Raw genomic sequence first — 12,296 nt, 5'->3', positions numbered from 1 at the left:
ATGTATGTGATCGCCCCCGACGCCACCACCGTCTCCCGTGCCACCGGCCGCATCCTCATCGCCGGCACCGAGGCCTCCCTCGACGAGATCCGGGCGATCGTCTCGCTCCTCGGCGACCGGGCCCGTGGCCAGGTGTTCGTCGAGGTGGCCGGTGCCGATCAGATCGACCCGATCGCGACCCCCGAGCGCGTCACCGTCACCTGGCTCACCCGCGACACCCGCAGCGGCGAGATGGGCTCGGGCCTCGCCTGCGCGCCCGGTCAGGCCCTCCGCCGTGCCACCGGCGCCTGGATGGAAGAGATGTCGACCGGCGACGAGGAGATCGACGGCGACGAGATCTGCGTCTGGCTCGCCCGCGAGGTCAACGCGTCGTAGCCGTGCGCGGCAGGTAGTTGCCGTCCTCGAGTCCCGCCTCGATCTCGAAGTGGTTCGTCAGCGGGTTCTGGCCCGCCAGCGCGTACAGCAGCGGGAACATCATCCCGAACTCCTGCCACTGCCGCCGGTGCACCGCCTCGTGGCGGAGGACCGCCGGGGCATCGTTGTCGTCGGTCAGGTAGACCCCGCCGACGCAGGTGCCGCCGCGGCGGAAGGCCCAGCGCGGCAGCCCGGTGCAGACGTAGAGGCCGTCGACCCGGCGGATGCGGCCGGTGCCGAACAGCGTGCCGATGGTGAGCCCGACGGCGGTCGCGTAGAGGTACCCGGCCCGCGCGATCGGCGGGGCGTAGAGGATGCGGCGGATCCGTTCCATCACGCGCTGTCGTCCCGTCCGTAGGTCTCGAGCAGTCGCAGCCAGACCTCGCTGATCGTGGGGTAGGAGGGGACCGCGTGCCACAGCCGGTCCAGCGGCACCTCGCCGACCACCGCGATCGTCGCGGAGTGCAGCAGTTCCTGCACGTCCGGCCCGACGAAGGTCGCGCCGATCAGCACCTTGCGGTCTTCGTCGACGATCGCGCGGGCGGTTCCGGCGTAGCCGTCGCGGTGCACGGCGGCACCCGCGACGTTGCCGATCTCGTAGTCGACGACACGGATGCGGTAGCCCGCATCCTCGGCGGCCGCGGCGGTCAGGCCGATCGAGGCCACCTGCGGCTCGGTGAACGTCACCTGCGGCACCGACCGGTGGTCGGCCGTCGCGACGTGCCGCCCCCAGGGCCGGTCGTCGACCGGCTCGCCCTTGGCGCGCGCCGCGACCACGTCGCCGGCCGCCCGGGCCTGGTACTTGCCCTGGTGGGTCAGCAGCGCGCGGTGGTTCACGTCACCCGTGGCGTAGAGCCAGTCGCCCGGGAGCGGATCGCCGTCCTCGCCCAGCACGAGCAGGGTGTCATCGGTGTCGAGCCACTGGTTCGGCCGGAGCCCGATCGTCTCCAGGCCCAGGTCGCCGGTGCGGGGCAGGCGGCCGGTGGCGACGAGGATCTCCTCCGACTCGAGTTCGGTGCCGTCGGCGAGGCTCGTGCGCACGACGCCGTCGGGGCCGCGGGAGACCGAGGCGGGGGACTGCCCGAGGTGCAGGTCGACGCCGAGTTCCCCGAGCGCCTTCGCGACGGCCTCGCCGGCGAACGGCTCCTGGTTGGCCAGCAGCTCGCCGCGGGAGACCAGGGCGACCTTCGAGCCGAGGGTCGCGTAGGCGGTCGCCATCTCGACCGCGACGACCCCGCCGCCGACGATCGTGAAGCGGGCGGGGATCGCCTTGACGCTCGTGGCCTCCCGGCTGGTCCACGGCTTCGCGTCGGCGAGGCCGGGGATGTCGGGGAGCAGGGCGGTGGAGCCGGTGGAGACGACGACCGCGTGCTTCGCCCTGAGCGTCGTCGTGGTCCCGTCGGCCGCCCGCACCTGGAGCTCCTTGACCCCGGTGAAGGTCGCGTGCCCGCGCACCAGCTCGATGCCCGCGCCCTGCACCCAGTCGACCTGACCCTTGTCGTCCCAGTCGCTCGTGAACGAGTCGCGGCGCTTCAGCACGGCGGCCACGTCGATGTCGCCGGTGACGGCCTGCTCGGCGCCGCCCACCGCGCGGGCGGCCGCGACGACCTCGCCGGCCCGCAGCAGGGCCTTCGAGGGCATGCACGCCCAGTAGGAGCACTCGCCACCGACCAGCTCGGCCTCCACCAGGGCGGTCGTGAGGCCGCCCTGCACGGCGCGGTCGGCCGCGTTCTCGCCCACGGCGCCGGCCCCGATGACGATGACGTCGAATTCCTTGTTCATGTTCGCTCCTTGCGGTCGGCGCCTCTCGGGCCGGCGGTGGGTCGTTCTCGGGGTCGGTGGTGGGGGTGGGTGGGTGTGGTCGGACGGATCAGGGAGTCTCGCGGGGTTCGCGGACCAGGGCGGAGACGATGCGGAGGATGGCGGGGAGGTCGTCCACCGCCGCCTCCGGCGTGGCCGGGGCGAACTCGGTGATGCCGGCGCCGACGAGGGGGAACTCGGCCCGGATCGCCCCGATCGCCGCGGTCAGCGCGCCGACACCGACCCCGAACGGCTCGGGGAAGGCGACGCCCTCGATCTCGGCCGGGTCGAGCACGTCGAGGTCGACGTGCAGGTAGACGGCCTCCGCGCCGGTGGCGCGCACGGCGTCGAGCAGGGTGGCGGGATCGGCCAGCTCCGCGGGCGCCAGCAGGGCGATGCCCGTCGCGGCCACGAACTCGGCCTCCGCGTCGTCGAGCGCGCGGGTGCCGGCCAGCACGACCGACCCGGGTGCGATCACCGCCTCGGCGGCGAGCTGGTCCGGCCCGCCGCCGAGGAGCGTGCGGAGCACCATCCCGTGGAACGCCCCCGAGGGGGAGCTCTCCGGGGTGTTGAGATCCGGATGCGCGTCGAGCCAGACCACGGCGACCTTCTGCGTGCTCCGCGCCACGGCGTGCCGGATCGCGGCGAACTCGACGCCGCAGTCGCCGCCGATGACGACGGGCAGGCCCGCCACCTCGTCGAGGACGGTCGTCAGCGCATCCGCCACCGCCGCGATCGAGGAGAAGCGCTGCACGCCGGTCTCGAGGGACTCCCCGGCGCCGCTCGGCACCACGACCTCGACGGTCGAGGCGCGCGGCAGGTCTCCTCGGATGGCGTCGGCGCCGTCGATCAGGCGCATGGCCCGGGACGACCCGGAGCCCTGCCACTCGGGGACGACGACGAAGGTGGCGCTCACGGCCGGCGGACGCCTACTCGCCTCCGGTGACGGCTTTGGCGCCGCTGCCCGAGCCCGCCTTGAGCGCGGCCAGACGCGCTTCGACCTCGGTCAGCTCGCCCAGGTCCTCCAGGCTCTCGAACTGCGAGTCGAGGCTGGAGGCGTTGAGCTCCTCCTGGCCGCGGACGCGGGCCTCTTCGCGGCGGATCTTGTCCTCGAAGCGGCCGAGGTCGCTCGTCGGGTCCAGCACGTCGATGTTCTTCAGCGCATCCTGCACCTGGCTCTGCGCCTGCGCGGTCTTGGCGCGCGCCACCAGGCTGTCGCGCTTGGTCTTCAGCTGGTTCAGCTTCTCCTTCATCGCGGCGAGGCCGGACTTCAGCTTCTCGACCGACTCGGTCTGCGAGGCGATCGAGGGCTCGGCATCCTTCGCCTCGTTCTCGGACTGGAGCTGGCGGGTCAGCGCGACCTTCGCGAGCGCGTCGAACTTGTCGGCGTCGGCGGCGTTGCCGGCGGCCCGGAACTCGTCGGCCTTCGTGCTGGCGGCGAGGGCCTTGCGACCCCAGTCGGCGGCCGCGGCGACGTCTTCGCGGTGGTCGTCCTCGAGCAGCCGCAGGTTGCCGATGGTCTGCGCGATCGCGCTCTCGGCGTCGGCGATGTTGGAGGTGTAGTCGCGCACCAGCTGGTCGAGCATGAGCTGCGGGTCTTCGGCCTGATCGATCAGGGCGTTGATGTTGGCCTTGGCGAGCTGGGCGATGCGACCGAAGATCGACTGCTTGTTGGTCATCTCTGTCTCCTTAGTTGTGGCTGAATCATGACATCGAAGTTGGGGTGGTGACGAGCGTGGGCCGGTCAGAAGCGGCCGCCGCCGCCGCGGCGACCTCCGCCGCCGAAGCTGCCGCCGCTGGACCGACGGGAACCGCCGCCCCCGCCGCCGAAACCGCCGAAGCCGCCGCCTCGACTGCCGCCGCCCCAGCCGCCGCGGGATCCGCCGCTGTAGCCGCCGTAGCCGCCGGACCGCCCGCCGCCTCCGCCGAGCAGGCCGCCGATGATGCCGCCGAGCAGTGCGCCGCCGAAGTCGCCGCCGGAGGAGGACGAGCTGCCGCCCATCCCGCCGCCGAGGCCGCCGCCCATCCCGCCGCCCTGGGCCCAGCTGACGTCCTGCTGCGCCGAGGAGGTGGCGAGGGAGGCCAGCTGCGACGCCGAGGTCGCCTCGCGCAGCGACGACTCGGGGTCGGTCGTGGCGAGGGTGAGGGCCTGGTCGAGGTGACGCTGGGCCTCGGAGAGCCGGGTGCGTGCATCCGGACCGACCGCGCCCCGCCGGGTCTGCAGGTAGCTCTGGGCGGCCGCGATCTCGCTCTGGGCCGAGGCGATGGCCCGATCGCGCTGGGCGACGAGCCGGGCGACGCGCTCCTGCTCGGTGCGCACCGCCAGGAGCGCCTGGTCCAGCGGGGCGTCGACGCGTTCGAGCGCCAGCCGGGCGTTGAGCGGATCGCGGGCGCCGATGCTCTCGGCGCGCTGGACCTCGACCCGCAGGGCGGCGGCCGCGGCCGTGGCGGAGGGGTCGGGGGCGCGGCCCGCGGTCTGGTCGGCGGCCTGCAGGGCGTCGACGGCGGCGAGGTCCTGGCGCGCATCGGCGAGGGCGGCCTCGAGGCCGGCCCCGGCGTTCTGCAGATCGGTCTCCAGCGTGGCGACGGCGGCGAACAGGGTCGACGTCTGGGCGATCGCCTGGCGGGCGTCGCGGATGCGCAGGGCGGCTGCCCCGGTGTCGCCCGCGGCGATCGCGGTGGCCGCCTCGGCCAGCTCGCTCTCGGCGAAGGTGCGGAGGCGGTCGGCCTGGTCCGCGCTCCCGGCGACGGTGGTCAGGGCCGAGGCGTCGTAGGAGGACGCGAGACGGGTGAGTCGCTCGCGCGGGCCGGTGGCGGGAGGTAGAGCCGCGAGTTCGGCCTGCGCCGCCGCGAGGGCGGCCGCGGGGTCGCGCTCGACCGCGCGGAGGGCCTCGAAGGCCTCGCTCTGGGCGTCGAGCTCGTCGGCGGCCTTGTCGCAGATCGCGATGATCTGCTCCGACCAGGCGCGGCGCTCCTCGTCGGTGTCGGGCACGGCGTCGTCGAGCTTCTGCTTGATCGTGAAGGCCTCGGAGAGCGCCGACTTCACGCTCGTGAGCACGGTCTGGAACGCCGCGGTCTCCTCGGCCCCGAACTGGGCGGTGGCGAAACCGAGCTCCTGCTCGCTCGTGGTGACCGCGTCGTCGAGGTCGACCAGCACGGCGCCGACCTGCTGGTCGAGCTCCTTCTGGGTCGGGCCGGAGGCCTCGGCCGCCGCGGTGACGCGGGCGTCGAGCTTCGAGCGGCGACGGAAGACCAGCACGACGACGATCACGGCCCCCACGACGATGATGCCGCCGGCGATCAGCCAGATGAAGCCGCCGACGCCAAGCCCGCCGGAACCGGAACCGCCCGAGTTCGAGCCCGAACCCGAGCCCTGGCCCGCCGAGCCGCCGCCGAGCGCCGAGGCCAGCCCGTTCGCGGCACCTTCGGCCGCCCCCGCCCAGTCGGAGTCGCGGAGGGCGGGCACGACGTCCTGCTCCTCGATGGTCGCGAGCTGCGCGTCGCTGAGCGGGAAGTCGGAGGCGTAGGAGAGCTGGTAGACCCTGTCCTCCGTGGCGACCGCCAAGAGCACGTCGTTGCGGCCGAACTGGTTGATCTCGGCCACCTGCTGCGCCCACTGCTGGCGGTCGGCGGGATTGGTGAACCGGTCGGTGTAGATCACGAAGAGATTGACGCCGCGCTCGGTGGCGAGGGTGTCGATCGCATCCTGCACCGCGCCCTCCTGGCTGCCGAGCACTCCGGACTCGTCGACGACGTAGCGGCCGCCGAGCTCCACGGGGTCGCCCGCGTACGCCGGGCTCGGGGCGCCGAGCGTGGCGGCGGCGGTGCCCCCGAGCACGGCGGCGGCGAGGGCGAGGACGACGAGGCCGAGGCCCCTCGAGCGATGCGTTCGTGTGCGCTGTCTCATCCCTCCCGAGTCTAGGAGGAGGCCCTCCGGCCCGCCATGGATTCCCGACGACCGACCGGGTCGACCGGTCGACCGGGTCGACCGCTCATGTTGCGCTTCGTTACCGTCCGGATGCGCGGCCGCCACGCGCTCGACAGGATGGACCCATGACCTCCCCCCGCCTCGGCATCGTGATCGTGACCCGGTCACGCCCGCTGGCGCCGGCCTACCAGGCGTACTCGAGTCTGCTGGTGCAGCGCGCGGTGCAGAGCTCCACCCGGGCGGGTTGGCAGGTCGAGGTGACCGCGGCCGACGAGGGCGCCGCGAGCACCCTGGCCCGCACGGGGTCGGCGGATGCGCTGGTCATCCTGGGCGGCGAGGACATCGCCCCCGAGTTCTACGGCGCCGACCGCGGCTACCGGGCCGAGGGCGCCCACGTCGAGCGGGCCGACGAGGCGCAGCTCGCCGTCGCCGCGCGGGCGATCCAGGAGGGCACGCCGCTGCTCGGCGTCTGCCGGGGCCACCAGATCATCAACGTCGCGCTCGGCGGCGACCTCGTGCAGGACCTCGGCGAGGGCTCGGGCCACCGCCACGAGCGCGTCGCCGTCGAGCGCGTCATGGCCGACCACCCGGTGCGGGTCGCCGAGGGCAGCCGTCTGCTGACGGGCCTCGGCACCGTGGCGCCGACCCGCAGCGCTCACCACCAGGCCGTCGCCGCGCTCGGAGCCGGACTCCGGGCCGCCGCCTTCGCCCCCGACGGCCTCGTCGAGGCGATCGAGCACGAGTCGGCTCCGGTGCTCGGCGTGCAGTGGCACCCGGAGGACCCGGGAGCGGCCGCGGGCCAGTTCGCGGCGTTGCTCGCCTCGGTCACCGCCTCGGTGCGCCGCGGCACGGCCCTCGCGACCGCAGCCTGACGCGCCCCGCGCCTCCGGAACCTCATCGCTTGACGCGCCCCGCGCATCCGTCGTCTGCCCCGCCTGAGGGGCGGACTATAACCCCGCCTCGACGCCCTGGGCTGTCGGTTCGCTCGGCGTGTTGCTAATGTGATCGATGTTGTTGCTGTTACTCGTGTGACTGGAGTGATCCAGGATGCACCACATCGATCGTTCGGGGGAGTCATGCGGGTCACCGCACCATCCACTCGCCGCGGCCCGCGTGCCGCCGGCTTCGTCGCCGTCACGAGTGTCGTCGCGCTGGCGACCACCCTGCTCATCGGGTCGCCCGCCGCGGCCGTCGACTACCCGACCTGGGACGACGTGGTCGCCGCGAAGGCGAACACCGCGTCGACGGCGGCCAAGGTCAGCGACATCCAGAACCTGATCGCGGGCCTGCAGAGCGAGGTGGATGCGGCCCAGGCCGCGGCCGACCAGGCCTGGGCGGCCGACCAGACCGCGCAGAACGCCCTCAGCGACGGCACCCGCAAGGCCCAGCAGCTCGCGGATGCCGCGGCGACCGCGCAGACGGCCTCCGACGAGTCGAACAAGCGCGCCGCCGCCCTCGGCGCCCAGTTCGCCCGCAGCGCCGGCAACGACCTGACCTCGCAGCTCATGGTCTCCGGCGACGGCAGCGACGACCTCCTCTACCAGCTCGGCACGATGTCCAAGCTCTCCCAGACCAGCAAGGGCGTCTTCGAGAAGGCGGCGCAGGATGCGAACACCGCCGCCTCCCTCAGCGAGCAGGCGGCCGTGGCCAAGTCCGGCCTGGAGGCACTCGCCGCGCAGGCCGACGCCAGTCTCCAGTCGGCGCTCACCGCGCAGCGGTCGGTGCAGGGTGCGCTGCTCGCCCAGGAGCAGCATCAGGCCGAGCTCACCGTGCAGCTCGCCGCGCTTCAGGACGCCTCGATCTCCACCGAGCAGCAGTACCAGGCCGGTGTCGAGGCCGAGAAGCAGCGTCAGCTCGCGGCCCAGCAGGCGGCCCAGGATGCGGCCAACGCCGCCCGTGCCGCCGCCGAGGCCGCGCAGGGCCCGTCGGCTCCGCCGGCCCCGTCGCAGCCGAGCGCACCCACGGGCGGCTCCTCCTCGGGAGGCTCGTCGTCAGGTGGCGCCTCCGGTGGCGGCTCGAGCGCACCGTCGGCCCCGCCGCAGAGCTTCAACGGCGACGACGTCGTGGCCTACGCCGAGCAGTACGTCGGCGTCGTGCCCTACGGCTGGGGCGCGAACCCCGCCGACAGCTTCGGCTGCGACGGCCTGACCCAGTGGGTCTACGGCCACTTCGGCATCTCGCTGCCGCGGCTGGTCTCGCGTCAGGCCGCCATGGGCGTCCGGGTCTCCTCCCCGCAGGCCGGCGACCTCGTCGTCTGGCCGGGGGAGCACATCGGAATCTACGATGGGCACGGCGGCGTCATCCACTCGCCGGACTGGGGTCGCTTCGTGACCCACGCCAGCGGACTGTGGGGCAGCTACTACTTCGTGCGGATCGTCTGATCGGCAGGCGCGTCCGCGCTCAGGCGTGGGCGTTCGCCTCGTAGGGCGTGACGGACTCCACCGAACCGTCCGCCCTCCGGACGACGTGGTCGGCCTTCCGAGACCGCGCCCAGGTCCGCCCCTCGGCGATCGCCTGGCTGCGGATGACGTGACTGGAGAGGTCGGTCTCCTCGTCGTCCATCTTGTTGTGCCACATGTTGCGGCTGCGGTACGTCTCTACGGCGCTCATCTCTCGGATCCTTCATCATCGACGGATGTCACGGGTGGGTAGCCCGTGTGGCTCAACAGTGTAGAGCCCGAGAGCGGAGAAGGAGAGATGATTTCAGCTGATGTGCCCCCAGTAGGATTTGAACCTACGGCCTTCTGCTCCGGAGGCAGACGCTCTATCCCCTGAGCTATGGGGGCCCGGGGTGCTCGTCAAGGTTAGCAGGATGCACGACGTGCTTCGTGCCATGACAGGATCGGATCCATGCAGCGTTCCGTCTCCGCCGCCATCGACGCCCGTGTCGATCAGGCCACGACCGTGATCTTCTCCATCGCCGCCGCACCCGGCGCCGAGCTCGCCCGCGAGGTCATCGACTACCGCATCGACGGCGAGCCGATCGAGCCCGTCGAGGTGGCGGATGCGAACGGCACGAGACTGCACCGTTTCGACGTGCCGGCGGGGGAGTTCACCGCCCGCTACGAGGCCGTGGTCGACGGTCGTGCCGCCCTCGCGCCGGTCGAGGACATCGACCTCATCCGGTACCTCCGGCCGAGCCGGTACTGCGAGTCGGACACGCTGTTCCCGACCGCCGTGGCCGAGTTCCGCGGCCTCTCGGGCAAGGCGCTGCTGGAGGCGGTGAGCTCGTGGGTGGGCTCCGAGCTGAGCTACGTCCCGGGCTCCAGCGCCCCCACCGACGGCGCGGTGCAGACCCTCCTGCTCCGCCAGGGCGTCTGCCGCGATTACGCGCACCTGGTGATCGCCCTGCTCCGGGCGCTCGACGTTCCCGCGAGGCTGGTCTCGGTCTACGCCCCCGGGCTGTCGCCGATGGACTTCCACGCCGTCGCCGAGGCCTACGTCGAGGGAGCCTGGCACGTGGTCGACGCCACGACGCTCGCGCCGCGGTCGACCCTGTTGCGGATCGCGACCGGACGGGACGCCGCGGACACCGCGTTCCTGACCAACCACGGCGGCAATCTGGTGCTCACCCGGCTCGAGGTCACCGCCGTCGCCGACCGGCTCCCGGACGACGACCTGAGCACGCTCGTCCAGCTCCGCTAGCCGGTAGGATCGACTGCCGTGACTCCTGAAGCCCTCTCCGCCGCCCTGTTCGCCATCGTCGAGGATCGGCTCGCGTCGCGCGAGGACGTCACGATCACCCAGGCCGACGTCGTGCTGGAGCGCCCGCGCAACCGCGACCACGGCGACTGGGCCTCGAACATCGCCATGAAGCTGGCGAAGCGGCTCGGCACCAACCCGCGCGAGTTCGCGCTCGAGCTCACCCAGGGCATCGAGGGGATCGACGGCGTCGCCTCGGTCGAGGTCGCGGGTCCCGGCTTCATCAACATCACGCTCGACGCGGCGGCGGCCGGCGAGATCGCCCGCACGATCGTGGAGGCCGGCGACTCCTACGGCCACAACGAGGTGCTCCGCGGTCACACGATCAACATGGAGTTCGTCTCCGCGAACCCGACCGGCCCCCTGCACATCGGTCACACCCGGTGGGCGGCGCTCGGCGACTCGATCGCCCGAGTGCTCAAGGCATCCGGTGCCGCGGTCACGACCGAGTACTACATCAACGACGCCGGCAGCCAGATGGACACCTTCGGCCGTTCGGTGCTCGCCGCCGCCAAGGGCGAGCCGCGCCCCGAGGGCGGCTACCCCGGTGAGTACATCGGCGAGCTCGCGACCCGGGTCGTCGCCGCCGTTCCGGGCCTCCTCGAGATGCCGGACGATGAGGCCATGGCCGTCGCCCGCGACATCGCCTACGAACTCCAGCTCGCCGAGATCAAGGCCTCGCTGGAGAACTTCCGGGTGCACTTCGACGTCTTCTTCTCCGAGCGCACGCTGCACGCGCCGGATCCGGTCACCGGCCGCACCGCGATCGACGACGCGGAGACCCGGCTCCGCGCCCAGGGCCACGTCTACGAGGCCGACGACGCGGTCTGGGTGCGCACCACCGACTTCGGCGACGACAAGGACCGGGTGCTCACCCGCGGCAACGGCGTCGTCACCTACTTCGCCGCGGACGCGGCCTACTACCTCAGCAAGAAGGATCGCGGGTTCCCCGAGAAGATCTACCTCCTGGGCGCCGACCACCACGGCTACGTCGGCCGGCTGAAGGCCCTCGCGGCCGCCGCGGGCGACGACCCCGACGTGGGGCTCTCGGTGCTGATCGGCCAGCTCGTGAACCTCAACGGCGCGAAGCTCTCCAAGCGCGCGGGCAACATCATCGAGCTCGACGACCTGCTCGCCTGGCTCGGGGCGGATGCGCTGCGCTACTGGCTGGCACGCTACCCGGCCGACTCGCCGCTCGCCCTCGACGGCGAGCAGCTGCGCTCGCGCAGCAACGACAACCCGGTGTTCTACGTGCAGTACGCGCACGCCCGCACCCGCTCGGTGGCCCGGAACGCGGCCGACGCCGGGGTCACGCGGGACGTGTTCGAGCCCGCGCTCCTGGTCCACCCGACCGAGACCGCGCTGATCGGGGCCCTGCAGGAGTTCCCTCGGGTCGTCGCGCACGCGGCCGAGCTGCGGGAGCCGCACCGCATCGCGCGCTACCTCGAAGAGCTCGCCGGCGACTTCCACCGCTGGTACGACGCGACCCGCGTGCTGCCCTTCGGCGACGAAGAGATCGCGCCGATCCACGGCACCCGTCTGTGGCTGAACGACGCGACCAGCCGGGTCATCCGCAACGGCCTCGCCCTGATCGGCGTCGACGCCCCCGAGCGGATGTGACCGTGCGACGACTGCGCTGGCTCTGGTGGCTGATCGGCGTCGTCGTCGTGCTCGGCGTGCTCGTGGTGGTGGCCGACGTCGCGGTGCGCGCCTACGCCCAGGACCGCGCGGCGACCGAGATCCAGCAGCAGCTGCCCGAGAACGTCGACGGCGACGTCGACGTCTCCATCGGCGGCTTCTCGATGCTCTCGCAGCTGATCGCCGGGCGGTTCGACCAGGTCACGCTGGATGCGCCGGCCCTGACGGTCGACGGCATCCCGCTCTCGGCCCACGTCGTCGCCGAGGGCGTGCCGACCGACCTCGCGAAGCCGGTCGGCGACATCCGCGCCGCCGTGACCCTCGATCAGCAGGCGGTCGACGCGGTGGTCACCCTGCCCGGCGACGCGAAGCTGGCGCTCGGCGAGGGCACCGTCTCGTACCAGGGATCGCTCGCGATCCTCGGCCTGACGCTGGACTACACCGTCACGGGCGACGTCTCGGCGTCGGGCACCGACGTCGTCATCCAGCCGAAGGACGCGGCGCTCACACAGGGGTCTAACGCGCTGGACCTGGGTGGCGCGCTGTCGAACCTGGTGAAGGATCCGGTGACCGTCTGCGTCGCCGGACACCTGCCGCAGGGAGCACAGATCGAGTCGCTCGTCGTGCACCCGGACGAGGCGACCGCGACGCTCACCGCCTCGGACTTCGTGCTCAGCGAGGACAGCCTTCGGACCTTCGGCACCTGCGACCGGTAGGATCGACGCAGCATCCGGGTGTTCACGCCCCGGAACCGGCTTCAGGGACCAAGCCAGGTCCGCTCGCCCCTTGTGCCGACCGGCACGCGCCCCGCCCC

The 12,296-nt window shown here is 72.7% G+C and carries 12 protein-coding genes and 1 tRNA gene; 6 read left to right on the top strand and 7 right to left on the bottom strand.

The genetic code is table 11. From position 1 onward, the window contains the following. A complete protein-coding gene (locus tag AC59HU_RS08160; protein WP_497222892.1) occupies window positions 1-375 on the top strand; it encodes an SIP domain-containing protein in 375 nt (124 codons plus the stop codon). Here AC59HU_RS08160 and AC59HU_RS08155 read toward each other — a convergent pair. From AC59HU_RS08155 to AC59HU_RS08135, 5 genes are all read right to left on the bottom strand, one after another. Next, window positions 362-748 (bottom strand): Fe-S oxidoreductase, encoded by a 387-nt coding sequence (locus AC59HU_RS08155; protein ID WP_497222891.1) that lies wholly within the window; start codon window positions 746-748, stop codon window positions 362-364. The genes AC59HU_RS08160 and AC59HU_RS08155 overlap by 14 nt on opposite strands. Then, entirely contained in the window at window positions 748-2,196 is a 1,449-nt protein-coding gene (locus AC59HU_RS08150) for a dihydrolipoyl dehydrogenase family protein (protein WP_497222890.1), read from the bottom strand. The genes AC59HU_RS08155 and AC59HU_RS08150 overlap by 1 nt, the downstream gene beginning before the upstream one ends. 88 nt (window positions 2,197-2,284) lie before the next feature. Next, entirely contained in the window at window positions 2,285-3,073 is a 789-nt protein-coding gene (locus AC59HU_RS08145) for an arginase family protein (RefSeq protein WP_497223485.1), read from the bottom strand. Window positions 3,074-3,143: 70 nt separating this feature from the next. Next, a complete protein-coding gene (locus tag AC59HU_RS08140) occupies window positions 3,144-3,893 on the bottom strand; it encodes a PspA/IM30 family protein (RefSeq protein WP_497222889.1) in 750 nt (249 codons plus the stop codon). Between the two features lie 65 nt (window positions 3,894-3,958). Beyond that, on the bottom strand, window positions 3,959-6,121 hold the full coding sequence (locus AC59HU_RS08135) for a TPM domain-containing protein (protein ID WP_497222888.1): 2,163 nt from the start codon (window positions 6,119-6,121) through the stop codon (window positions 3,959-3,961). A gap of 146 nt (window positions 6,122-6,267) precedes the next feature. Between AC59HU_RS08135 and AC59HU_RS08130 the strand changes: the two genes are divergently transcribed. Then, window positions 6,268-7,014, top strand: coding sequence for a gamma-glutamyl-gamma-aminobutyrate hydrolase family protein (locus tag AC59HU_RS08130; protein ID WP_497222887.1), 747 nt, complete (start codon window positions 6,268-6,270; stop codon window positions 7,012-7,014). Window positions 7,015-7,218: 204 nt separating this feature from the next. Further along, window positions 7,219-8,523 carry a C40 family peptidase gene (locus AC59HU_RS08125; protein ID WP_497222886.1) on the top strand — a complete coding sequence of 435 codons (1,305 nt, stop codon included), beginning with the start codon at window positions 7,219-7,221 and terminating at the stop codon, window positions 8,521-8,523. 19 nt (window positions 8,524-8,542) lie between these two features. On the opposite strand, the gene AC59HU_RS08120 is transcribed toward AC59HU_RS08125, so the two are convergent. Both AC59HU_RS08120 and AC59HU_RS08115 read right to left on the bottom strand, forming a co-directional pair. After that, window positions 8,543-8,752, bottom strand: a complete 210-nt coding sequence (locus tag AC59HU_RS08120; RefSeq protein ID WP_497222885.1) for a hypothetical protein — start codon at window positions 8,750-8,752, stop codon at window positions 8,543-8,545. A gap of 103 nt (window positions 8,753-8,855) precedes the next feature. After that, a tRNA-Arg gene (locus AC59HU_RS08115) sits at window positions 8,856-8,928 on the bottom strand. Window positions 8,929-8,992: 64 nt separating this feature from the next. Here AC59HU_RS08115 and AC59HU_RS08110 point away from each other — a divergent pair. From AC59HU_RS08110 to AC59HU_RS08100, 3 genes are read left to right on the top strand one after another with little or no spacing between them, the layout of a single operon-like run. Beyond that, window positions 8,993-9,787 (top strand): transglutaminase-like domain-containing protein, encoded by a 795-nt coding sequence (locus tag AC59HU_RS08110; protein WP_497222884.1) that lies wholly within the window; start codon window positions 8,993-8,995, stop codon window positions 9,785-9,787. An 18-nt stretch (window positions 9,788-9,805) separates the two neighbouring features. Continuing rightward, window positions 9,806-11,464 carry an arginine--tRNA ligase gene (locus AC59HU_RS08105; protein WP_497222883.1) on the top strand — a complete coding sequence of 553 codons (1,659 nt, stop codon included), beginning with the start codon at window positions 9,806-9,808 and terminating at the stop codon, window positions 11,462-11,464. Between the two features lie 2 nt (window positions 11,465-11,466). Further along, window positions 11,467-12,198, top strand: coding sequence for an LmeA family phospholipid-binding protein (locus AC59HU_RS08100; protein WP_497222882.1), 732 nt, complete (start codon window positions 11,467-11,469; stop codon window positions 12,196-12,198). Window positions 12,199-12,296: the final 98 nt, after the last annotated feature.

The sequence above is a fragment of the Herbiconiux sp. 320_LB genome, assembly GCF_059691755.1.
Note: the sequence above shows the minus strand (reverse complement) of the source record. Positions and strands in the feature narration are given on the sequence as shown.

Coding starts and splice junctions, on each gene's coding strand:
- AC59HU_RS08145 (WP_497223485.1), bottom strand. CDS start 3,073: ATGCGCCTGATCGACGGCGCCGACGCCATCCGAGGAGACCTGCCGCGC.
- AC59HU_RS08125 (WP_497222886.1), top strand. CDS start 7,219: ATGCGGGTCACCGCACCATCCACTCGCCGCGGCCCGCGTGCCGCCGGC.
- AC59HU_RS08140 (WP_497222889.1), bottom strand. CDS start 3,893: ATGACCAACAAGCAGTCGATCTTCGGTCGCATCGCCCAGCTCGCCAAG.
- AC59HU_RS08160 (WP_497222892.1), top strand. CDS start 1: ATGTATGTGATCGCCCCCGACGCCACCACCGTCTCCCGTGCCACCGGC.
- AC59HU_RS08155 (WP_497222891.1), bottom strand. CDS start 748: ATGGAACGGATCCGCCGCATCCTCTACGCCCCGCCGATCGCGCGGGCC.
- AC59HU_RS08150 (WP_497222890.1), bottom strand. CDS start 2,196: ATGAACAAGGAATTCGACGTCATCGTCATCGGGGCCGGCGCCGTGGGC.
- AC59HU_RS08110 (WP_497222884.1), top strand. CDS start 8,993: ATGCAGCGTTCCGTCTCCGCCGCCATCGACGCCCGTGTCGATCAGGCC.
- AC59HU_RS08120 (WP_497222885.1), bottom strand. CDS start 8,752: ATGAGCGCCGTAGAGACGTACCGCAGCCGCAACATGTGGCACAACAAG.
- AC59HU_RS08135 (WP_497222888.1), bottom strand. CDS start 6,121: ATGAGACAGCGCACACGAACGCATCGCTCGAGGGGCCTCGGCCTCGTC.
- AC59HU_RS08130 (WP_497222887.1), top strand. CDS start 6,268: ATGACCTCCCCCCGCCTCGGCATCGTGATCGTGACCCGGTCACGCCCG.